This is a genomic window from Stenotrophomonas sp. YJH_SMC_69 (assembly GCF_059370495.1).
In genome coordinates this window covers 353,875-376,681 of the sequence record NZ_JCAFTS010000001.1, presented here as the reverse complement: position 1 = coordinate 376,681, position 22,807 = coordinate 353,875, and the positions used below count along the sequence as shown (strand labels likewise).

Below are 22,807 nucleotides of genomic sequence, written 5' to 3'. Positions count from 1 at the left end.
GCTCGGCCCTGCAGGAACGCGCATAAAAAAACGCGGCGCCAGGCGCCGCGTTTTCCTTGGACCGGTCGGTCGGCCTGATCAGGCCTTGGCGACGGCCTTCTTCGCCACGGCCTTCTTCGCCGGAGCCTTGGCCACGGTCTTCTTGGCAACCGGGGCGGCGGCGCCTACGGCGACCTTGCTCGCGGTGTGCGAACGGGCGTTGCCGTAGCTGGCGTTGTAGCGCTTGCCCTTGGCGGTCTTGCGGTCACCCTTACCCATGTCTTCAACTCCTCAAGTGTGAAATCTGGTTACCCCGTACTGACACGGGTTCGGCGGGGCCGCCTTGCTGGGCGCCCCCGCGCACGATCGGAAATCCTATCACGGCGTGCCTAGTGCGCGCAGCTTGCGTCGTGCACGTGGCCGTGGTTGAGGCGCAGGTTGACCAGGTGGGCAACGCCGACCAGCAGGCCGCCGATGGTCATCACCACCGCATGCGGCACCGCATTGTGGTGCAGCGGGTCGTACAGCACGCCGGCCCACAGCGCGACCAGGCCGGGGATCAGGAAGCCGAGCGCACGCAGCGCACCGTGGCGGCGATAGCCCCAGACCAGGCTGAACAGCCCGAGCAGGGTCACGAACACCACCAGCGCCTGTTCCACGCCATCGCTCAGCCAGAACGACAGGCCCAGCGACGGCGCCGCCGCCAGCAGCACGGGAATCACCGCGCAATGCAATGCGCACAGCATCGAACCAGTGGCACCGAAACGGTCGAGCAGGTGGCGCAGGCGTGAGGACAGGGACATGACTTCCAGCAGGGTCGGCGAATCGTTATGGAATAATATAACATCCCTCTCCGAACCGCACGGTTTTCCCTCCCCCTGTCCCCTCGACGGGATTCGTGCGCCCTGCGATTGATACATTGTAACAAAGGACCTGCCCATGCCCGCCCACACCCCTCGGCTCAAGCCGCATTCCCTGGCCCTGGCCCTCGCCGCCCTGTTGCCGTCCGTCGCCTTTGCAGCCGGCCAGGACACCTCCCACCGTGACCGCCACCTGACCGAACTCTCCTCGGTACAGGTCACCGCGTCGCCGCTGCAGGGCGATGCCGAATCCCTGGCGCGCCCGGTGGACGTGCTGGCCGGTGAGCGCCTGGACGAGCAGAAGGCCGGCACCCTGGGCGATACCGTGGCCAAGCTGCCGGGCGTACAGAGCACCTTCTTCGGCCCCGGCGTCGGCCGCCCGATCATCCGCGGCCAGGAAGGCCCGCGCGTTGCCGTGCTGTCCAACGGCATGGGCAACATGGACGCCTCCACGGTCAGCGCCGACCATGCCACCAGCATCGAGCCGTTCCTGGCCGACCAGATCGAAGTGCTGAAGGGTCCGGCCACGCTGCTGTTCGGCAGCGGCGCCATCGGTGGTGCGGTCAATGTGGTGGATGGCCGCATCGCGCGCGAACTGCCGGAGCGCCCGCTCAGCGGTCGCGCCGAGCTGCGCGGCAACTCGGTGAACAATGAGCGCAGCGGCATGTTCCGCCTCGATGGTGTCAGCGGCAACGTCGTGCTGCACGTGGATGGCCTGGTGCGCAATGGCGACGACTACCGCATTCCCGGCTACGCGGTGATCGACAGCCTTGAAGACCACCATGACCACGATCACGATCACGACCATGATCACGATGCAGCCGAGGGCGAAGAACCGCGCCGCGGCCGCCTGGACAACAGTTCGATCCGCACCCGCGCCGGCGGCGTCGGCGCAACGTGGCTGGGCGACGGTGGTTACTTCGGTGTGTCGGCCAGCACCTATCGCACCAACTACGGCATTCCCAATGGCGCGCACGTGCATGCCGATGGTGATGACCACGGCCATGACCACGGTCACGACCACGGCGATGAAGAGGAAGGCGGCGACGAGCATGACGTGCGCATCGACATGGTGCAGAACCGCTTCGAGACCAAGGCCGGCATCTACAACCCGGTCTCGTTCCTGAAGAACATCAACGCACGCGTGGCTTACACCGACTACGAGCACGTGGAGCTGGAGGCCGGCACGCCGTCGACGCGCTTCACCAACCGTGGTATCGAAGCGCGCCTGGAAGCCGTGCAGCAGCAGATCGGCGGCTGGGACGGCGCGTTCGGCCTGCAGTTCGGCAACAGCGATTTCGGCGCCAAGGGCGAAGAGGCGTTCGTACCGGATACCGGCACCAGGAACATCGGCCTGTTCGTGCTGCAGGAAAAGCAGTTCGGCCCGTTCAAGCTGGAACTGGGTGGCCGCCACGACCAGGTCAAGCTGGACCCGACCGGTGACTACCGTCGCCGCACGTTCGGTGCCACCAACCTGTCTGCCGCCGGTATCTGGAAGCTCAACGATGCCGTTGACCTGCGCATCGGCGTGGACAGCTCAGAGCGTGCACCCACCAACGAAGAGCTGTACGCCGCCGGCGCGCACATCGCCACCCGCTCGCTGGAGATCGGCGACGCCAACCTGAAAACCGAGCGCGGCCAGCGCGTCGAACTGGGCATCCATACCCACAGCGATCGCCTGGACTTCTCCGCGTCGGTCTACCAGACGAAGTTCAAGGACTTCATCTACCTCGCCGACACCGGTGTTACCGAAGGCCTGCCGGTCCGCGCCTGGACCCAGCAGGACGCGGTGTTCCGCGGCGCCGAGGCCGAAGCGCTGGTGCACCTGTTCGAGGGTGGCGCCGGTGACTGGGATCTGCGCCTGTTCGGTGACTATGTGAAGGCCAAGCTGGATGGCAGCGGCAGCCGCAACCTCGACATCGCCGTGCCGCACGGCGACCACAACCACAATTACAACGTGGAGCTGGCCAACACCGGCTACCTGCCGCGTATCGCCCCGGCCCGCGTGGGTGCCGACCTGCGCTGGTCGAAGGACGGCTGGCGCGCCTCGGTCGGTGCGGTGCGTTACAGCCGCCAGAAGGACGTTGCCCAGAACGAAGCCCCGAGCGACGGCTACACGCTGGTCGACGCGCACCTGGCCTACCGCTGGGATCGCAACGCGGGCAACAGCTACGAGGTGTTCCTGGATGGCAGCAACCTGACCAACCGCGAAGTGCGCCCGCATGCCTCGCTGCTGCGCGACTACTCGCCGCTGCCAGGCCGTGGAGTCGCATTCGGGATCCGCGCGTTCTTCTGATCGCGCACGGCGGGGTCGGATCCCTTTCCGAAGGAAAGGGCTCTGGCACCACCGCATTGAACGGGGGCCTTCGGGCCCCCGTTTTCATTCCGTCCCACGCCATCACGCATCCGTCACAAAGGTGTGCGTACGACAACAACCGGACAATCCCGTCACTCAAAGTCTCGCCAATCGGACACTTTTGTCCGAAAATAATTCCATGACCGCTCAACGTGCCGATGCTGCTGCCCGCCGTGCCCTCATCCTCGACGCCGCCGATCATGTCTTCGGCCAACATGGCGTCACCGCCCCGCTGGATCTGGTGGTCGAACGCGCCCAGGTGGGCCGCGCCACCCTGTACCGCAACTTCCCCGACCGCACCGCGCTGATCCAGGCGCTGCTGCAGCGCACGGTCGACCGCATCCGGCGCCAGGTCGAACAGCTCGGTGACCGCGATGACGCCCTGTTCGAGGTGTTCGAGGGCATGGCCCAGCGCATCATCGATTCGCCGGCACTGGCCGATTACTGGCGTGCGGTTGATTCGGACGTGCCGTCCATGCGCGCCGCGCGCGAGACCGTGCGCGACCTGCTGGAGGAACCGATCGCGCGCGCCAAGGCCGCCGGGCTGTGCCGTGACGACCTGGAAAAGACGGATATTTCACTGATCTCGGGCATGCTGGGTGCGGCCCTGCGCGGCAAGACCCGCGACGAGCGCGCCCAGTTGGCCGGGCGTGCCCTGCAGCTGCTGCGTGGGGGTCTCCAGGGAGCTGCCAGCGAGGCCCGTTGATGGTCCAGCCGTATCTGAAGCCGGTTCCGGATTGGGAGGAGCATGAGAAGCCGACCATGCCCGGCTCGGCGTCGATGCCCTGGCACCCGCCGTACCGGCGCGCGGCCTATGCGCTGGTATCGTTGCTGGTGGCGATCACCGGCGGCCTCGGCAATGCGCTGGTCACCGCCAACCTGCCGTTCCTGCAGGGCCAGCTGGCGCTCACTCCGACCCAGGGCAGCTGGCTGGTGGCCGCGTATGCGATGGTGAATGTCACCGCCAACCTGCTGGCCTTCAAGTTCCGCCAGCAGTACGGCATCCGCCTGTTCGCCGAGATCGGCCTGGGCCTGTATGCGGCGCTGGCGGTGCTGCACCTGTTCGTCGGCAGCTTCGAGACCACGATGCTGACCCGAGCCGCCAGCGGCTTCGCGGGTGCGGCCTGTTCCACACTGGGCACGCTGTACATGCTGCAGGCGCTGCCGCGCCGATTCACCGGCAATCTCCTGGTGGTCGGTGTCGGCCTGTCGCAGCTGGCGGTGCCGATCGCCTGGATCGTTTCACCAGGCCTGGTCGATACCGGCCAATGGCACCAGCTGTACTCCTTCGAAGCCGGCCTGGCCCTGTGCGCGTTCGCGGCAGTGGTGGTGCTGAAGCTGCCGCCGGGCATCCAGGTAAAGGCGTTCGAGCCATTGGACTTCCTCACTTTCGCCCTGCTCGCGCCGGCGGTCGCGCTGCTGGTGATCGTACTGGCGCAGGGCTACACGCGCTGGTGGCTCAACACCCCATGGCTGGGCTGGGCGCTGGTCGCCTCGATCGTGCTGTCCACCACCGCCTTCATCATCGAACACTACCGGCGCAATCCGCTGCTGCAGATCCGCTGGCTGTCGAAGCTGCCGGTGCTGCACTTCATCGTCGGCGCGTTCCTGATCCGCTTCCTGACCACCGAGCAGTCCTACGGCGTGGTCAACCTGATGCGCACGCTGGGCATGGGGCCTGACCAGATGCGGCCGTTGTTCGTAGTGATCCTGGCCGGGGTGATCGTCGGCATCGCCGGCGCCTCGCTCACCTTCGGACCGAAGCGGCTGATCGCGCAGCTGCTGATGGCGATCCTGCTGCTGGGCGCCGCCGCGTTCTTCGACCAGCACCGCACCAGCCTGGACCGGCCGCACGACTTCTACGCCAGCCAGTTCCTTGCCTCGGTCGGTGCCGGCATGTTCATGGGCCCGCTGATCATGCTCGGCATCTCCGCCGCGTTGAAACAGGGCGTCGACCACATGATCACCTTCCTGGTGACGCTGTCGATCACGCAGACCCTGGGTGGCCTGGCAGGTTCGGCGGTGCTGGGGACCTTCCAGCTGCATCGCGAGCAGCTGTATTCCAGCGCGCTGACCAGCCAGCTCGATCCGGCCGATCCGGTGGTCGCGCAACGGCTGCGCATCCAGCAGCAGCTGTACGCTGCGCAGATCACCGACCCGGTGCTGCGCAGTGCGCAGGGCAGCGCGCAGCTGGCGCAGACCACGCGCCGCGAAGCCAACGTGCGTGGCTTCAATGACGTGTTCACGCTGAGCGGCTGGCTGGCGATCGGCTTCCTGTGCTGGTTGCTGCTGCTGTCGCTGCGCACCGCCGTGCTCAAGCAATGGCGCAAGCGCCACCCCGCCCTTTCCACCGCGTCCACGCCGGCCGCGTCCCGTTGAGTCCTCCCATGCCTCCCGTCCCGCCCCGCCCCGACGACACCGACAACCTCACCCCACCGCCGCCGACCGACGCGGCGCCCGCGGCCACGCCGGTAGAACCTGCGGTCGCGCCGAAGTACCTCAAGCCCAGCGCCCGCAGCGTGGTGGTGATGGTGGTAGTGGCCTTGCTGGGCATTGCGCTGATCCTGCGCGCCTGGCACCTGTGGCCGTTCACCAGCAGCGTGATGGTGACCGACAACGCCTATGTACGCGGCCAGATCACGGTGATGGCGCCGCAGGTGAACGGCTATGTGACCGAAGTGCTGGTGAAGGATTTCCAGCATGTGAAGCAGGGCGAGCCGCTGCTGCGCATCGATGACCGCATCTATGCGCAGCGCGTGGCCCAGGCGCAGGCGACGCTGGACAGCGCGCGCGCGGCGCTGGCCAACTCGGACCAGTCACAGGCGCAGAACCGCGCGCAGATCGCCTCCGCCCGCGCCACGCTGTCGGCTGGCCAGGCCGAACTGCAGCGTTCGCGCAATGAATTGAAACGCTACGAGGAACTGGCGGCGCAGCAGCTGGTGTCCATCAACGACCGCGACAAGTTCCGCACCACCCAGGCGTCGGCACAGGCCAGCGTGCAACAGTCGCAGGCGCAGATCCGCATCGCCGAGGAAACGCTGGTGTCGACCCAGGTCGCGCGCAAGAGCCTGGAAGCGCAGGTGGAAAGCGCGCAGGCGCAGCTGGAACTGGCCCGCATCGACCTGGCCAACACGGTGATCCACGCACCACGCGACGGCCAGATCAGCGAAGCCAGCGTACGCGTGGGCCAGTACGTCGCTGCCGGTTCGCAGCTGCTGTTCCTGGTACCTGACACGCTGTGGGTGGTGGCCAACTACAAGGAAGGCCAGACCTGGGGCATGGCGATCGGCCAACCGGCGACGTTCTCGGTGGACGCGTTCCAGGGCCAGGTGCTGCGGGGCCGCGTGCAGGAGATCGCCCCAGCGACCGGGTCGGAATTCAGCGTGCTGCGCCCGGACAATGCCAGCGGCAACTTCACCAAGGTGGTGCAGCGGCTGCCGGTGCGGATATCGATCAACAGGGATCAGAAGCTGGCAAAGCAGCTGCGGCCCGGGATGTCGGTGATCGTGCGGGTGGATACCCGGTCCAAGCCGATGGACTAGGACGCAGGCCCTGCCGCACCGGTATGAAACGGGGTCAGATCCCTTTGCCACTGGCAAAGGGATCTGACCCCGTTTCCAAAATGCCGGCCAGCGGCCGGCCCTACCGTTGCGTTAGCCGGCGCAGCGCGCGCAGAGGCCATGCACTTCCAGCGTCTGTGCCTGCGGCTGGAAGCCCAGCTCCTTGGCGCGCTTCTCCAGCTGGGTGACGATCTCGCGGTCTTCCAGTTCCACCGCGCTGTGGCAGCTGTTGCAGATCAGGAACGGCACCGAATGCGCGGCACTGCTGGGATGGTGGCAGGCCACGAAGGCATTGACCGATTCCAGCTTGTGCACGAAGCCATTGGCCATCAGGAAGTCCAGCGCGCGGTACACGGTGGGCGGGGCATCGGCGCCCACGCCCTTGCCGTTGCGCACCCATTCCAGCAGCTCGTAGGCCTTGACCGGCTTGCCGGCCTCGGCGATCAGCTTCAGCACGTTGGCGCGGATCGGGGTCAGGCGCAGCCCGCGTTCGCGCGAGACACGCTCGACCACCGCCACGAAATCCGATGCGTCGTGGACGTGGTGGTGCGGGGCGGTACAGGCAGTGGCGGTCTTGGCGGGCATGCGTGTTCTCCGGTTCGGGCCTGGCAAGGATGCCTCAGGCCGTTGCTACCTTGGTGATGGCCGCATCAATGCGTTTCAAGGCCTGCTCGCGGCCGGCCAGGTAAACGGTATGGGAAATGTCAGGACTGACCTGGGTGCCGGTGATGGCCACGCGCAGCGGCTGGGCGACCTTGCCCATGCCGATCTCCAGCGCTGCGGCCGCGTCGTGCAGGGCGACGCCCACCGACTCGGCGGTCCACTCCGGCAACGCTGCCAGCAGCTCGCGGGCCTTGCCCAGCGCTACCTCGGCACCGGCCTTGAGGTGCTTGGCCACCGCCGCTTCGTCGTACGCGGTCAGCGGCTGGTACCAGACCACGGCCTTCTCGGCCATTTCCTTCAGGGTCTGCACGCGTTCACGCAGGGCGATCACCACATCCTCCGGGGCCGGGCCGGCGGCCACGTCCAGGCCCAGCTTCTGCAGCTGGTAGACCAGGTGCGGCACGATGGCGGCCACGTCCTCGGTCTTCAGGAAGTGCTGGTTGACCCAACCCAGCTTGGCCATGTCCAGGCGCGAGGCCTTGGAATTGCAGTCCTTCACGTCGAACAGGTCGATCAGTTCCTGGCGGCTGAACAGCTCCTGGTCACCGTGCGACCAGCCCAGGCGGGCCAGGTAGCTCAGCAGCGCGTCGGGCAGGTAGCCGGCGTCCTTGTACTGCATCACGTCGGCCGCACCGGTGCGCTTGGACAGCTTGGCGCCCTGCTCGTCCAGGATCATCGGCATGTGGCCGAACTTCGGCACCGGCGCACCAATGCCCTCGTACAGGTTGATCTGGCGCGGGGTGTTGTTGATGTGGTCGTCGCCGCGGATGACCTCGGTGATGCCCATGTCCCAGTCGTCCACCACCACCGCGAAGTTGTAGGTGGGGTAGCCGTCCGGGCGGAAGATGACCATGTCATCCAGCTCGCTGTTGGCGATCTCGATGCGGCCCTTGATCAGGTCGTCGAACACCACCGTACCTTCCAGCGGGTTCTTGAAGCGGATGACGCGGTTCGGGTCGTCCTTGTACGGCAGGCCCAGTTCGCGTGCAGCGCCGTTGTAACGCGGCTTTTCCTGCCTGGCCATGGCGGCCTCGCGCATCGCGTCCAGCTCTTCGCGGGTTTCGTAGGCGTAGTAGGCCTTGCCGTCGGCGATCAGCTGCTCTGCCACTTCCCGGTAGCGGGCGACGCGGTCGGTCTGATAGATCGGGCCTTCGTCGTAGTCCAGGCCCAGCCACTCCATCGCCTCCAGGATGGCGTCGATCGCACCCTGGGTGCTGCGTTCACGGTCGGTGTCCTCGATGCGCAGCACGAACTCGCCGCCACGGTGGCGGGCCTCCAGCCAGCAGTACAGCGCGGTGCGGGCACCACCGATGTGCAGGTAGCCGGTGGGACTGGGGGCGAAGCGGGTGCGGCAGGTCATGGACGGCTCGAGGAACGGGAATCCCCCGATTTTACCAGCCCGCCGCCCCCGACGGAAAAAGGGGACGGAGGGGATTAAGTCGCGATTGCCCAGCCCGTGGGCACTGCAACCGGGAAACGGAGGGGAGATGCGACTTAATCCCCTCCGTCCCCTTTTACGGTTCCACCTTGCGCGGGAACGGGTGCTCGCGCATCGCGGCGTTGTAGGCGAACGAGGCGACGATGGCTGCGGCCTGCTTCAGGTCTTCCGGTTCGGCGTGGTCCCAGGTGTCCAGGTGGCTGTGGTGGACATTGGTGAAGTAGTCCAGCCGGTCCTGGATGAACTGGAAGCCCGGCAGGCCGATGCGGTCGAAGCTGATGTGGTCGGTGCTGCCGGTGTTGCGGGTCGCCACGGTGGTGGCGCCGACGTCATGGAACGGCGCCAGCCAGGCTTCGAAGATCGGCATCGCCGCCAGGTTTTCCTGGGCGTAGATGCCCCGGAAGCGGCCGGAGCCGTTGTCCATGTTGAAGTAGACCTGGAACTTGCTGTAATCGCGGGTCTTCTGCAGTGCACCGGTCGGCTCGCGCAGCGACGCCGGCAGCGCCTTCTGCGCCGGGTCGGTGGGCTCCGGGAACCGGCCGAAATGCTTGGCCACATAGGCCTGCGAGCCGATCAGGCCCTGCTCCTCGCCGCTCCACAGCGCCACGCGGATGGTGCGCTTGGGCCTGGCGCCGGTGGCCTTGAGGATGCGCATGGCCTCCATCATCACCGCCACGCCTGCGGCGTTGTCGGCCGCGCCGGTGCCGCTGTGCCAGGAATCCAGGTGCGCGCCGATCATCACCACTTCATCAGGCCTGCTGCTGCCGCGGATCTCGGCCAGCGTGTTGTAGCCGGGCTGGTCGGCGTCATCGGTGAAGCGCGCGGCCACATCCACGCGCAGGCGCACGGTCTGCCCGGCCTTCAGCGCGCGCACCAGCGGGTTGAAGTGCTCGCTGATCATCGCCAGCTCGGGGATGCCGACCGGCTCGCCGGCCTTGCGCGAACCACCACCGGCAACGCGGATGATGCCGTTGTCCCAGCTGCTGATGCTGATCGAGGCCAGCGCCCCTTCTTCGACGAAGAACGCATTGACCCTGGTCGCCAGCTGCTGGCGTTCCTGGTACTCCTTGACCCGCTTGGCGCGCTCGGCGGTGGCGTCCTGGTCCTTGGGCAGGGTGAACGCCTGCAGGCCTTCCAGCGAGGTCGCGTCATGCCGATGGGAATCCGGCTCGGTGCCGCGCTTGTACTCGCGCGCCTCGCCCAGCAGCAGGATCTTGCCGCGCAGCTTGCCGCGGTACTTTTCGATGTCTTCGGGCTTCTTGATCTCGACCTGCACCAGCTCGCCTTCAACCGGCCCCTTGGTGCCCGGCGTCCAGGCCTTGGGCAGTGCATGCAGCGGCTGCACACGGTCACCCAGCATTTCCACGCTGGCCGAGGTGAACTCCCAGCCACGGCCAAAGTCATCGAACGCTTCGTCGTGGACGTTGTCCAGCTTCCATTCGTTGAACTTGCCGCGGGTCCACGCGTTGGCGCGGCCCATCGCCGGGGAGTTGGTCAGCCGCGGGCCGATGCGTTCGGTGAGATAGCTGAAGGTGTCCATCACCTGCGAACGGTGGAAGGCCTCCTGGCGGATGCGGCTGACCATGTCCAGGTCCACCGTCTCGCGCTGCTGCGCCGCTGCATTGCCACCCATCGCCAGCGCTACGGCCAGCACGCCCCACTTCAACAAGTCGCACCCCTGCCTTCCGGCCTGCTCATCAACCCATCGAGTCTAGCCAGCAGCGGCGCCGCGATACCGTCCCATCGGTCATGGGCGGCGCGGAAGCGTGCGAACCAGGGTTCGCCCCCACAGAAGAGTGGTTGGGTCGCATCTGCCAAACCACCTCACCCACTCCACCCCAGCCACAGCTGCGCCCGCTCCGGCAGCAGCAGCAACCAGTGCCGCCGGTCGATGCTGCTGCAGCCATACACCGCCGCATGCGCGGGCCAGTCATCGGGCAGGCCACCGATGCCGATTTCCGCAAGTGCTTCCGCCCCGGCCTTCCATGGCCGGTAGCGCGGCACCCTCCCCGCCAGCGCACCGCGTCCCTGCCGCGCGCCCTGCAACCAGGCCAGGCCCTTGCCCTGCAATCCCTCGCAGGTCACCGCGGCCAGCTGGAAGCGGACCAGACCGGGGGCGATCCGTGCCCCCGGCAGGGCCGCCAGCACGCCATGTGCCTGCAGCAGTGCATCCACTTCCAGCAGGGCCGGAATGCCCTGCCGCGCCCGTTGCCGCAATCCCTGGCGCCAGCTCATGGCGTGCTCCTTACTTCAGGTCTGCGCCAAGCGCGTACCAGTCGACCCGGCGGGTCACCCACATCGCCAGCGCCAGGATCACGAACAGCAGCAGCGATCCCATCAGCAGTGCGTTGTTCTCCGACACCAGCAGGCCATACAGCGCGCCGTACAGCACGGTCAGCAGCGCAGCGAAGCCAAGGCCGCGCTTCCAGTGGCCCAGCACGTTGGCCAGGTACACCGCCTGCAGGCCGATGCAGGCCACGGCCGAGACCAGGTAGGCCTTCCAGAACGCGATGTGCTCGGACAGGCTGATCAGCAGCAGGAAGAAGATCGCCAGCGCCAGGCCGACCATCAGGTACTGCAGCGGATGGATGCGCAGCGACTTGATCAGTTCGAACAGGATGAAGCCGACGAAGGTCAGCACCACGAACAGCACGCCGTACTTCGAGGCACGGTCGGCCTGGGTGTAGGTATCGACCGGATCGACCAGCGACACCGTCACGGCCTGCGAATCGATCGTCCCCTCGCTGCGCAGCTGGCGCTGTGCATCGGAGGCCAGCGAGGACACCGCCCAGCGTGCTTCGAAGCCCTGTGCATCGACACGCCGTTCGTTGGGCAGGAAGGCGCCGCTGAACGACGGATGCGGCCAGCTCGACCGCAGCGCGATCCGGGTGTCATCGCCCACCGGCACCACCGACAGCATGCGGCTGCCATCCAGGCGCAGCTCCAGTTCAACGGTGCTGGCGGCCAGCGCGCCGCCCTGATCCGCGGCGAAACCGCTCACCGGCGCATGCAGGCCACGTCCGATTTCGCTGGCCACGCCTACACCGGGCAGCAACCGCAGCTGCTTGCCGTCCACCCGCAGGTTCGGCGTGCCCACCAGGCCGCGCACATCGGAAACCCCCAGCGCCACATAGGGCTGGCCATAGGTGCGGCCGTTCTTCACCGGATAGTCGTCTTCGGCGAAAGTCGCCTTCAACTGGCCATTCCAGCTGTACACCGGCACCTTGAACAGGCCGACCTCGCGCTGGCTCGGCAGCATCTCGCCGCCCACCTCCAGAGACGCCGGCATCTGCAGCCAGTGGCCCTCGGTCACCTGGATCTCGGTCTTCTTGACGCCCAGCGGGTCAACCAGTTCAACCTGCTTGCGTTCCACCCACGGCACCACCCGTACCGGGCCCACCAGCTGCTGCGTGCCGGCACGGCTGTCGGCCACCCGGGCAAAGGCCTCGTCGCGGTACTGGCTGCGCTCGGTGATGACCCCGCGGATCATCATCAGCGGCACCAGCAACAACAGGATCAGCCCGCCGACAATGGCGAACCTCAGCAGCATCTTCAGGGATTTCATGGTCCATCCTCGTTGGAGAGGGCTGCAGGATGGACCGCTGCGGTGAGCAGGGTTTGTGGCGAAGTTGAAGCGAGTGTGAAGTCAGCGGCGCGGACGCTGGCCCGGCACTGACAACGGCAGCCACAGGCTGGCCACGGTGCCACCGCCGTCGCGCGCGTCGAGGCTGGCGCGACCATCGTGCAGGCGCGCGACCTCCTGCACGAACGGCAGGCCCAGGCCGGAACTGCGCCGGCCGCTGCCGGGGCGGGCAAGCGAATAGAAGCGTTCGAACACCCGTTCGCGCGCGTAGTCGGGAATGCCGGCACCGCGATCCGCCACCTGCAGGCGCACGCCCTGCCCGTCCACCTCGGCCTGCAGTGCGATGTCCGCGCCGGGCGGTGAGAAGGCAATGGCGTTGTCGATCAGGTTGTGCAACGCCTGCCGCAGCAGATAGGCATCGCCCTGCACGCGCAGGTCGGGCGCGCTGCCGATGCTGACCTGCACGCCGGCCGCCTGCGCACGCACCTGCGCCGCCGCTGCCGCATCGGCCAGCAACGTTGGCAGCGCGATCGGATCGCGGGTCTGCAGCCAGCCGTGCTGTTCCACTTCGGCCAGCGCCAGCAGCTTGTCGATGGTCTCGGTCAGCCGCTCCTGCTGGTCGACGATGCTGCGCGCGAAATGCACGCGGTCGGCCTCGGGCAGCGGCTCCTGCAGCAGCTCGGCGGCACCGCGGATCGCCGCCAGCGGGCTCTTCATTTCATGCGTCAGTGACTGCACGTACTGTTCGACATAGGCCTTGCCCTCCAGCTTGCGGCGCATGGTTTCCAGCGCCTGGCCCAGGTCGCCGATCTCGTCGCGGCGGCGCCGTGGCGGTGGCACCGGTTCGCCGGCGCTGACCGCGCGTGCATAGCGGCTGAGCTGGCCGAGGCCGGTGGTGAGCCACATCGTCACCAGCACGCCGACCAGCGCCGACAGCCCGATCAACCAGGCGCCGCGCTCGATGATGGCGCGCTGGCTGGCGGCGATGAACGGATCGATGCTGCGGTTGGGCTGGGCCAGGCTGAGCACGCCGATCAGGGTGCGCCCATCGGCCGGGTCGTATACCGGCGCCGCCACGTGCATCACCGTATCGCCTTCTTCGCCTGGTATTTCCGGGCTGGAGCGGGCGCCGTACTCGCCACGCAGGGTGCGGTAGACATCGTTCCAGCGCGAATTGTCACGCCCGAGGTCGCGGCCCAGCGAGTCGTAGATGACGATGCCCCTGGCATCGGTGATGGTCACCCGGTAATCCAGCGATCGCTTGGGAAAACGCCAGACCATCGCCTTCAGGTCGCGCTGCCGCGCCTTGGCCAGGTTGCGGGTGAAGCTGCCGCTGCGGATGGTGCCGTCCTTGACGTCGGCGGCGGCCATCTCGGCCAGCACGTTGGCCGCATCGACCAGGGTCGATTCCATCGCCTGGCGCACACCGGGCTTCACCTCGTTGACGAATACGCGCATCACGAAGAACGCGGCGATGCCGGTGATCAGGAAGAAGCCGAGGAACAGCTTCAGTACCAGGCGCATCGGCTAGACCTCCAGCGCGTAGCCAAGGCCACGGTGGGTGCGGATCGGGTCGTCGCTGGCACCAGCCGCACGCAGCTTGGCGCGCAACGTCTTTACATGGGTGTCGACGGTGCGGTCGGCACTGTCGGCGCTGCTGTCCCAGCCCCGGTCCATCAGCTGCGCGCGGCTGAGGATGGCACCGGGGCGCTGCAGCAGCGCTTCCAGCAACGCGTACTCGTATCGGGTCAGGTCCAGCGCATGGCCGCGGAAGCGGATACGCCGGCCTTCGCGGTCGATGGCGAAGGCGCCATGTTCCTGCCAGCCCGCATCTGCGCCGGGGGCTGCCACGACCGGTGCCACGCGACGCAGGCGCGCACGCACCCGCGCCACCAGCTCACGCGGCGAGAACGGCTTGGTCATGTAATCGTCGGCGCCCAGTTCCAGGCCGAGCACGCGGTCCACTTCATCGTTGCGGGCGGTCAGGAAGATCACCGGCAGCTGCGCCGCCGGCCCGGGCTGCGCACGCAGCCGCCTGCAGACCTCGAAACCGCCCAGGTCCGGGAGGCCCACGTCCAGCACCACCACGTCGATATCGCCGGCCTGCAGCCGTTGCAGGGCCTCGCCGCCCAGCAGGCAGTGGCTGGCGGCATAGCCTTCGCTGCGCAGCGCATAGAGCACGGTTTCGGCGATGGCGGCTTCGTCCTCGACCACCAGGACATGGGCAACGGGAGCTGTCATGGCGCGCAGCATAGCCGCTGCGGCCGCCGCCCCGTACACTGCCGCCCATGAACTATCGCCACGCCTTCCACGCCGGCAACCACGCCGATGTGCTCAAGCACATCGTGCAGCTGGCCCTGATCGACAGCTTCAAGCGCAAGGACAGCCCGTTCTTCGTGCTCGACACCCACGGCGGTGCCGGCCGCTACCTGCTGGCCAGCGAAGAGAGCCGCAAGACCCTGGAGGCCGAATCCGGGATCATGCGGCTGATGGCCCAGCCCAGGCTGCCGGAGGTGGTCGAGCGCTACCTGAAGGCGGTGCAGGCCGACAACCCGGTGGGCGCGCTGACCAACTACCCGGGCTCGCCGCTGCTGAGCGCACAGGCGATGCGCGCGCAGGACCGCATGGCGGTCTGCGAGCTGCAGGAAGCCGAAACGGCCACGCTGAAGGCCCTGTTCGCCCATGACAGCCGCGTCGATGTGCGCGCTGGCGATGGCTATGCCCTGCTGCGCTCGCTGCTGCCGCCGAAGTTCAACGGCAGCAAGATCGGCCGTGGTCTTGTGCTGATCGACCCGCCGTACGAGGCCCAGGACGCCGAGTACCAGGCCGTTCTGGCCGCCCTGGCCGAGACCCTGGCGCGCTGGCCGCAGGCGACCTGCGCGGTGTGGTTCCCGATCAAGCAGCGCCGCACCATCCTGCACTTCCTGCGCAAGGCCACCGCTCTGCCGGTGAAATCGGCGATGACGATCGAGTTCCTGGTGCGCCCGGACGACTCGCCGCTGCGCCTCAACGGCAGCGGCATGCTGCTGCTCAACCCGTCGTGGCAGTTCGACCGGGTGGTCGGCCCGGCCCTGCCGGCGCTGCGCCAGCACCTGGGCGAACCGGGGGCCAGCACCCGCCTGGATTGGCTCAAAGCCCCCGAATGACGGCCTTCACGAGGCTGTACCGCCGTGAGCCTTTCGTTCACGGAATGCAGCCCCGGTGATGCCACAATCGATGGACCACCAAGGAATCACCCGGTATGGCCACTCGCAACCGCATGCCGCCCTGGCATGAGATCTTCAAGGCTCCCAGCGGCCACGAGCTGCTGATCCGCCCCATCCGCCCGGAAGATGGCGCACCGCTGCAAGCGGCGTTCAGCCTGTTCGGGCCGGAAGAAATCCGTGATCGTTTCCTGCAGGCGGTGACCGAGCTTTCGCCGGAAACCACCCAGCGCCTGACCCACCCGAATCCCAAGACCGAGATCACCCTGGTCGCAGCCGAATCCCTGCCTGCTGGCGAAGCGGTGGTCGGCGCGGTCGCCCGGGCCTCGATCATCCCCGGCACCCGTGAAGCCGAGTACGCGATCCTGATCAGCCGCTTCCTCATTGGCCAGGGCCTGGGCCGGCAGCTGATGCGCAAGCTGGTGAAGTGGGGCCGCGGCAAGTACCTGGACCGCCTGTACGGCGACGTCGCCGCCGAGAACGAGCCGATGAAACAGCTGGCCGCCTCGCTGGGCTTCAAGCCGGTCCCGCACCCGGCCGGTGCCGAAGGCCTGGTGCGGATGGTGCTGGAGCTGGACAACTGACAGATGCGCCGGGCCCCGCCCGGCGACGCCTGCCGGTAGTGCCGGCCGCTGGCCTGAACTGCGTTACCCCAACGGCACATGAGGCTGACGGCAATCGGCCGGCACGACCCACCGGGCTTCGATCGGGCTTCTGCTAAAATCCGGGGTCCATGTCGCGTACCTCATACCCCGCCCCGCCGCTGCCGCGCGCCGGCCAGCTCCGCGCCTGGTGGCGCGCCCCCGCCTCGCCGACCGCCCTGGCCTGGTACCTTGCCCAGGCCGCGCGTGCGCACGACGCCCCGCTGCTGGTGATCGCCCGTGACAACCACGGTGCCAACCAGCTCGAAGCCGACCTGCACACCCTGCTCGGCGGCGATCCGGCCCTGCCGGTGGTCGCCTTCCCGGACTGGGAAACCCTGCCCTACGACCGCTTCAGTCCGCATCCGGACATCATTTCGCAGCGCCTGGCCGCCCTGCACCGCCTGCCCGCGCTGAAGCGTGGCCTGGTGATCGTGCCGGTGCAGACCCTGCTGCAGCAGCTGGCCCCGCGCAGCTACGTGATCGGTGGCAGCTTCGACCTGAAGGTCGGCCAGCGCCTGGACCTGGAAGCCGAGAAGCGCCGCCTGGAAAGCGCCGGCTACCGCAACGTGCCGCAGGTGATGGACCCGGGCGACTTCGCTGTGCGCGGCGGCCTGCTCGACGTGTACCCGATGGGTGCCGACGAGCCGCTGCGGGTGGAACTGCTGGACGAGGACATCGACTCGATCCGTGCCTTTGACCCGGAAAGCCAGCGTTCGCTGGACAAGGTCGAGGCGGTGCACATGCTGCCCGGCCGCGAAGTGCCGATGGATGAAGCCAGCATCGCCCGCGTGCTGGCCACGCTGCGCGAGCGGTTCGATGTCGATACCCGGCGCAGTTCGCTGTACCAGGACCTGAAGTCCGGACTGGCGCCGGCCGGCGTCGAGTACTACCTGCCGCTGTTCTTCGAACGCACCGCAACCCTGTTCGACTACCTGCCCAGCGGCAGCCTGCCGGTGGTCTGTGCCGGTGCGTATGAAGCGTCCGTCGCGTTCTGGGCGCAGACTGCGGACCGCTATGAGCAGCGCCGCCATGATGTGGAGCGCCCGCTGCTGCCGCCGTCGGCGTTGTACCTGTCGCCGGAGCTGCTGCGCGAGCGCCTGAACGATGCCCCGCGCATCGAGGTGTGGTCGGCTGACCATGCGCGCATCGCCGACGCGCACGCGCTGGGCGACCAGCCGCTGCCCCCGCTGCCGGTGGCCGCGCGCGAAGCCCCCGCTGGCGATGCGCTGAAATCCTTCCTCGGCCATTATCCGGGCCGGGTACTGATCGCCGCCGATTCACCCGGCCGCCGCGAGGCGCTGCTGGAAGTGCTGCAGGCCGCCGAGCTGAAGCCGCCGGTGGTGGCCGACCTGCCCAGCTTCCTCGCCGACGACGCGCGCTTCGCGATCGCGGTGGCACCGCTGGAGGATGGCTTCGCGCTGGACGATCCGCGCATCGCGGTGCTGACCGAGCGCCAGCTGTTCCCCGAGCGCGCCGGCAGCACCCGGCGCACGCGCCGTGCCGGCCGCGAGCCGGAAGCGATCATCCGCGACCTCGGTGAACTGACCGAGGGCGCGCCGATCGTGCACGAGGATCATGGCGTCGGCCGTTATCGTGGCCTGATCGCGATGGACGTCGGCGGCATGCCCGGCGAGTTCCTCGAAATCGAATATGCCAAGGGCGACCGCCTGTATGTGCCGGTCGCCCAGCTGCACCTGATCAGCCGCTATTCCGGTGCGTCGGCGGAAACCGCGCCGCTGCATTCGCTCGGTGGCGAGCAGTGGAGCAAGGCCAAGCGCAAGGCCGCCGAGAAAGTACGCGACGTCGCCGCCGAACTGCTGGAGATCCAGGCCCGCCGCCAGGCGCGTGCCGGCCTGGCACTGCAGGTCGACCGCGCGATGTACGAGCCGTTCGCGGCCGGTTTCCCGTTCGAGGAGACCCCGGACCAGCTGGCCGCGATCGACGCCACCCTGCGCGACCTGGCCAGCAGCCAGCCGATGGACCGCGTGGTCTGCGGCGACGTCGGCTTCGGCAAGACCGAGGTGGCGGTGCGTGCGGCCTTTGCGGCCGCCAGTGCCGGCAAGCAGGTGGCTGTGCTGGTGCCGACCACGCTGCTGGCCGAACAGCATTACCGCAACTTCCGCGACCGCTTCGCCGATTACCCGCTGAAGGTCGAGGTGCTGTCGCGCTTCAAGACCACCAAGGAAATCAAGGCCGAGCTGGAAAAGGTCGCCGCCGGCACCATCGACGTGATCGTCGGTACCCATCGCCTGCTGCAGCCGGACGTGAAGTTCAAGGACCTGGGCATGGTCATCGTCGACGAGGAGCAGCGTTTCGGCGTACGCCAGAAGGAAGCGCTGAAGGCGCTGCGCGCCAACGTGCACCTGCTGACCCTGACCGCCACACCGATTCCGCGCACGCTCAACATGGCCATGGCCGGCCTGCGCGACCTGTCGATCATCGCCACGCCGCCGCCGAACCGGCTGGCGGTGCAGACCTTCATCACCCAGTGGGACAACGCGCTGCTGCGCGAAGCCTTCCAGCGCGAGCTGGCGCGTGGTGGCCAGCTGTATTTCCTGCACAACGACGTGGAAAGCATCGGCCGCATGCAGCGCGAGCTGTCCGAGCTGGTGCCGGAGGCGCGCATCGGCATCGCCCATGGGCAGATGCCCGAGCGCGAGCTGGAAAAGGTGATGCTGGATTTCCAGAAGCAGCGCTTCAACGTGCTGCTGTCGACCACGATCATCGAGTCGGGCATCGACATGCCCAACGCCAATACCATCATCATCAACCGTGCGGACCGTTTCGGCCTGGCCCAGCTGCACCAGCTGCGTGGCCGCGTCGGACGTTCGCACCACCGCGCCTACGCGTACCTGATCACGCCCGACCGCCGCGCGATCACCCCCGACGCTGAGAAGCGCCTGGAAGCGATCGCCTCGATGGACGAGCTGGGCGCCGGCTTCACCCTGGCCACGCACGATCTGGAAATCCGCGGTGCCGGCGAACTGCTCGGCGAGGACCAGAGCGGGCAGATGGCCGAGGTCGGCTTCAGCCTGTACACCGAGCTGCTGGAGCGCGCGGTGCGCAGCATCAAGCAGGGCAAGCTGCCCGACCTTGATGCCGGCGAGGAAGTGCGTGGTGCCGAGGTCGAACTGCATGTGCCGGCACTGATCCCGGAAGACTACCTGCCGGACGTGCATACCCGCCTGACCCTGTACAAGCGTATTTCCAGCGCGCGCGACAGCGATGCGCTGCGCGAACTGCAGGTGGAGATGATCGATCGCTTCGGCCTGCTGCCGGATGCGGCCAAGCACCTGTTCGCCATCGCCGAGCTGAAGCTGAAGGCCAACACGCTGGGCATCCGCAAGCTGGACCTGGGCGAAAATGGTGGCCGCATCGTGTTCGAATCCAAGCCGAACATCGACCCGATGGCGGTGATCCAGCTGATCCAGAAGCAACCGAACCTGTACGCCATGGAAGGGCCCGACAAGCTGCGCATCAAGCACCCGCTGCCGTTGCCGGAAGACCGCTTCAACGCGGCCCGCGCCCTCCTGACCACCCTCGCCCCGGGTTGATCGCCCCCCGAACACCCCGCACCGGTCCCCACCCGGTGCGGGCGGATGACCATGTTTCCTGACGCCGTACCCGCCCCCGACCTGCTGCACGCGCAGGCCTGCCTGATCGATGCCCTCTCGATGTCGCTGCAGATGCGCGACGCCTACACCCGCCATCACTGCGACCGCGTCGGCCTGTTCGCGCAGCGGCTGGCCGCGCACTGCGATCTCGACGACGAGGCCTGTGCGCAGGTCGGCCTGGCCGCGCGCTTCCACGACATCGGCAAGATCGGCATTCCCGACGACGTACTGCTGGCACCGCGCCGGCATACCGATGAGGAGCGCGCGATCATGCGTGAGCATCCGGTGCGCGGCGAGCACATCTTCCTGGCCACCGGCCGCAGCGACGCCGCGCCCGTGGCGCGGCTGATCCGCGCCCATCACGAAGCCTTCGATGGCAGCGGCTATCCCGATGGGCTGCGCGGCGAATCCATCCCGCTGGGCGCGCGCATCGTCACCATCGCCGATGCCTACGATGCGATGACCAGCGTGCGCCCGTACCGCGACGCGATGGAGCACGAAACCGCGTTGCGGATCATCGATTCGCAGTCTGGAGGGCTGGTGGATCCCTACGTGCTGCAGCGCTTCCATCGCATGCTGGCGCGGGAGCCGGAGCTGGCCTGAGATCTTCCGGAAGGTGAAACGACCCGTCGGTAGAGTCGACTGTCAGTCGACTGCTCTTCGTCCAGATCGCGAAAATCCCGCGCTGCGCGCGATAGTCGACTGACAGTCGACTCTACCAGTCGGCGCTGCGCTACCGGCCTGGAAGACAAAAGGCCCGGCATTCGCCGGGCCTTTCGCATCACGCAGTCACGGGTGATCGATTACCAGATCACCACGCGCTTGTCGTCGGCACGCACCATCGCGTCGCCGGCCTTGCACTGGAATGCAGCGGCATAGGACGGCATGTTCGACGGTGCGCCGTTGGCACGGAAGTTGGCCGGGGCGTGCGGATCGGTGTTCAGGCGGACGCGCAGCTCACCATCGGTGAAGTTGCGGCGCCACACGGTGGCCCAGTTCATGAAGAAGCGCTGGTCCTGGCTGTGGCCATCCACTTCGACATTCGCCTTCGGGTCTTCCTTCAGCGCCATCTGCAACGCGTCGTAGGCCACGGTCAGGCCGCCGAGGTCGCCGATGTTCTCGCCCAGGGTCAGCTTGCCCTTCACGAACACGCCCGGCACCGATTCATAGCCGTCGAACTGCGCGACCAGCTGGTCGGTACGCTCGGTGAAGGCCTTGCGGTCGGCGTCGGTCCACCAGTTGTCGAAGTTGCCGTTGGCGGCGAACTGGCTGCCCGAGTCGTCGTAGCCGTGCATCATCTCGTGGCCGATGACCGCACCGATGCCGCCGTAGTTCAGCGCCGGATCGGCCTTGGCGTCGAAGAACGGTGCCTGCAGGATCGCCGCCGGGAACACGATCTCGTTCTTGGTGGCGTTGTAGTACGCGTTGACGGTCTGCGGGGTCATGCCCCACTCGGTCTTGTCCACCGGCTTGCCGATCTTGTCCAGCATGTAGCGGTAGTTGAACGCACGCGCCGCCTGCATGTTGCCCAGGTAGCTGTCGCCGTTGGTCTGCAGGCCCGCCCAGTCACGCCACTTGTCGGGGTAACCGATCTTCGGGGTGAAGCTGGCCCACTTCTCCAGGGCCTTCTTCCTGGTTTCTTCGCCCATCCACGGCAGCTGCTCCAGGCGCGCCTTCAGCGCCTGCGACAGGTTTTCCACCAGGTGCTGCATGGCGACCTTCGACTCGGCCGGGAACACGGCGTCGACGTACAGCTGGCCCAGGGCTTCGCCCATGCCACCGTTGACCGACTCCAGCACGCGCTTCCAGCGCGGCTGCATTTCCTTCTGGCCACGCAGGGTGGTGCCATAGAAATCGAAGTTGGCCTTCTCGAACTGGCTGCTCAGGTACGGCGAGGCATCGTCGATGGTGTGGAAGCGCAGGTAGGCCTGCCAGGTGCTGGCCGGCACATCGGCCAGCATCTTGTCCATTTCAGCGAAGAAGCCCGGCTGGGCCAGCGAGAACTTCTGCGCGGCCGGCACCTTGAGGGTCTCGAACAGCGCGGTCCAGCTGAAGTTCGGGGTCAGCTTGTCGGCCTCAGCCGCGCTGAGCGGGTTGTAGCGCTTGGCCGGGTCACGCATTTCGATGCGCGACATTGAGGCCTTGGCCAGGCGGGTTTCGAAGGCCATCACGGCCTTCGCCTGCTCGGCGGCCTGCGCCGCGTCCACGCCGGACAGGGTCAGCACCTGTGCGATGTAGGCCACGTAGGCGTCGCGGATCTTGGCCTGCGCATCGTCGAAGTAGTAGCCCTTCTCCGGCAGGCCCAGGCCACCCTGGCCGACGTAGGCGATGACGTTGGCCGAATCCTTGTAGTCGGCATTGGCGAACAGCGAGAACAGCACGCCCTTGCCCTCGGCCTGGCTGTCGCGCAGGTACCGGGTGATGGCGGCGGTGTCGTTCAGCGCGGTGATCTTGTCCAGCTGCGGCTGCAGCGGCGCCAGGCCGGCAGCTTCGATCTTCGCTTCATCGTTGCCGGTCTTCCAGATGTCACCGATCTTCGCTTCCACCGAGCCCGCCTTGGCCTGGCTGGCGGCGGCCTGCTGCACCAGCGCGTGCTGCACTTCCAGCGAGCGCTCGCGCAGGATCTCGAAGCTGCCCCAGGTGGTCTGGTCGCCCGGCACCGGGTTGGCCTTCAGCCACTTGCTGTTGACGAAACCATTGAGGTCGGTACAGGCCGGAATGGCCGGATCGAGGTCGGCGCTGTTGAGCGAGATCAGCGGCGTCTTGATCTGCGACAGGTCGAAGGCCGGCTTGGCGTCGGCACTGGCCGCCGGGGCGGTTTCGTTCTTGCCACAGGCCGCCAGTGAGGCAGCGATGGCGATGGTCAGGCCCAGCGGGACCAGGTTGCGGACGTTCATGAGGCTCTCC

Annotated in this window: 18 protein-coding genes; 8 read left to right on the top strand and 10 right to left on the bottom strand. The window is 67.4% G+C overall.

The window, feature by feature from the left end; translation table 11 throughout:
* Positions 1 to 78: 78 nt before the first annotated feature.
* Positions 79 to 258 carry a 30S ribosomal protein THX gene (locus tag AC5P8F_RS01790; RefSeq protein WP_004150462.1) on the bottom strand — a complete coding sequence of 60 codons (180 nt, stop codon included), beginning with the start codon at positions 256 to 258 and terminating at the stop codon, positions 79 to 81.
* Between the two features lie 110 nt (positions 259 to 368).
* Complete coding sequence (locus tag AC5P8F_RS01785) at positions 369 to 782, bottom strand: MerC domain-containing protein (protein ID WP_049441523.1); 414 nt, start codon at positions 780 to 782, stop codon at positions 369 to 371.
* A gap of 136 nt (positions 783 to 918) precedes the next feature.
* Between AC5P8F_RS01785 and AC5P8F_RS01780 the strand changes: the two genes are divergently transcribed.
* The 4 genes from AC5P8F_RS01780 to AC5P8F_RS01765 all read left to right on the top strand — a co-directional run bounded on the left by AC5P8F_RS01780 (position 919) and on the right by AC5P8F_RS01765 (position 6,737).
* Positions 919 to 3,135: a TonB-dependent receptor gene (locus AC5P8F_RS01780; RefSeq protein ID WP_495227576.1), complete on the top strand. Its 2,217-nt coding sequence runs from the start codon at positions 919 to 921 to the stop codon at positions 3,133 to 3,135.
* Between the two features lie 199 nt (positions 3,136 to 3,334).
* Positions 3,335 to 3,901, top strand: coding sequence for a TetR/AcrR family transcriptional regulator (locus AC5P8F_RS01775; protein ID WP_014646454.1), 567 nt, complete (start codon positions 3,335 to 3,337; stop codon positions 3,899 to 3,901).
* Positions 3,901 to 5,574 carry an MFS transporter gene (locus AC5P8F_RS01770; RefSeq protein WP_032956775.1) on the top strand — a complete coding sequence of 558 codons (1,674 nt, stop codon included), beginning with the start codon at positions 3,901 to 3,903 and terminating at the stop codon, positions 5,572 to 5,574. The genes AC5P8F_RS01775 and AC5P8F_RS01770 overlap by 1 nt, the downstream gene beginning before the upstream one ends.
* A gap of 8 nt (positions 5,575 to 5,582) precedes the next feature.
* Positions 5,583 to 6,737, top strand: a complete 1,155-nt coding sequence (locus tag AC5P8F_RS01765; protein ID WP_495227575.1) for an HlyD family secretion protein — start codon at positions 5,583 to 5,585, stop codon at positions 6,735 to 6,737.
* A 111-nt stretch (positions 6,738 to 6,848) separates the two neighbouring features.
* Here AC5P8F_RS01765 and AC5P8F_RS01760 read toward each other — a convergent pair whose 3' ends face one another.
* The 7 genes from AC5P8F_RS01760 to creB all read right to left on the bottom strand — a co-directional run bounded on the left by AC5P8F_RS01760 (position 6,849) and on the right by creB (position 14,692).
* Complete coding sequence (locus AC5P8F_RS01760) at positions 6,849 to 7,340, bottom strand: Fur family transcriptional regulator (protein WP_004150412.1); 492 nt, start codon at positions 7,338 to 7,340, stop codon at positions 6,849 to 6,851.
* Between the two features lie 34 nt (positions 7,341 to 7,374).
* Positions 7,375 to 8,778 (bottom strand): glutamate--tRNA ligase, encoded by a 1,404-nt coding sequence (gene gltX / locus AC5P8F_RS01755; protein WP_197557007.1) that lies wholly within the window; start codon positions 8,776 to 8,778, stop codon positions 7,375 to 7,377.
* A 154-nt stretch (positions 8,779 to 8,932) separates the two neighbouring features.
* Entirely contained in the window at positions 8,933 to 10,525 is a 1,593-nt protein-coding gene (locus AC5P8F_RS01750) for a M20/M25/M40 family metallo-hydrolase (protein ID WP_495227574.1), read from the bottom strand.
* A 155-nt stretch (positions 10,526 to 10,680) separates the two neighbouring features.
* Positions 10,681 to 11,091 (bottom strand): hypothetical protein, encoded by a 411-nt coding sequence (locus AC5P8F_RS01745; protein ID WP_164077456.1) that lies wholly within the window; start codon positions 11,089 to 11,091, stop codon positions 10,681 to 10,683.
* 10 nt (positions 11,092 to 11,101) lie between these two features.
* Complete coding sequence (gene creD, locus AC5P8F_RS01740) at positions 11,102 to 12,421, bottom strand: cell envelope integrity protein CreD (protein WP_049441519.1); 1,320 nt, start codon at positions 12,419 to 12,421, stop codon at positions 11,102 to 11,104.
* A gap of 81 nt (positions 12,422 to 12,502) precedes the next feature.
* Positions 12,503 to 13,963 carry a two-component system sensor histidine kinase CreC gene (creC, locus tag AC5P8F_RS01735; RefSeq protein WP_046429643.1) on the bottom strand — a complete coding sequence of 487 codons (1,461 nt, stop codon included), beginning with the start codon at positions 13,961 to 13,963 and terminating at the stop codon, positions 12,503 to 12,505.
* 3 nt (positions 13,964 to 13,966) lie between these two features.
* The gene (gene creB, locus AC5P8F_RS01730; RefSeq protein ID WP_080376403.1) at positions 13,967 to 14,692 is read right to left on the bottom strand and encodes a two-component system response regulator CreB; all 726 of its coding nucleotides are present in this window, start codon (positions 14,690 to 14,692) and stop codon (positions 13,967 to 13,969) included.
* A gap of 35 nt (positions 14,693 to 14,727) precedes the next feature.
* On the opposite strand from creB, the gene AC5P8F_RS01725 reads away from it, so the two are divergent.
* The 4 genes from AC5P8F_RS01725 (at position 14,728) to AC5P8F_RS01710 (ending at position 20,503) form a co-directional block, all read left to right on the top strand.
* Positions 14,728 to 15,585, top strand: a complete 858-nt coding sequence (locus AC5P8F_RS01725) for a 23S rRNA (adenine(2030)-N(6))-methyltransferase RlmJ (protein ID WP_495227573.1) — start codon at positions 14,728 to 14,730, stop codon at positions 15,583 to 15,585.
* Positions 15,586 to 15,680: 95 nt separating this feature from the next.
* Entirely contained in the window at positions 15,681 to 16,226 is a 546-nt protein-coding gene (locus tag AC5P8F_RS01720; RefSeq protein ID WP_014646444.1) for a GNAT family N-acetyltransferase, read from the top strand.
* 149 nt (positions 16,227 to 16,375) lie between these two features.
* Positions 16,376 to 19,840: a transcription-repair coupling factor gene (mfd, locus tag AC5P8F_RS01715; protein WP_495227572.1), complete on the top strand. Its 3,465-nt coding sequence runs from the start codon at positions 16,376 to 16,378 to the stop codon at positions 19,838 to 19,840.
* Between the two features lie 45 nt (positions 19,841 to 19,885).
* A complete protein-coding gene (locus tag AC5P8F_RS01710) occupies positions 19,886 to 20,503 on the top strand; it encodes an HD-GYP domain-containing protein (RefSeq protein WP_014646442.1) in 618 nt (205 codons plus the stop codon).
* A gap of 200 nt (positions 20,504 to 20,703) precedes the next feature.
* Here AC5P8F_RS01710 and AC5P8F_RS01705 read toward each other — a convergent pair whose 3' ends face one another.
* A complete protein-coding gene (locus AC5P8F_RS01705) occupies positions 20,704 to 22,797 on the bottom strand; it encodes a M13 family metallopeptidase (protein ID WP_046429631.1) in 2,094 nt (697 codons plus the stop codon).
* Positions 22,798 to 22,807 lie beyond the last annotated feature (10 nt).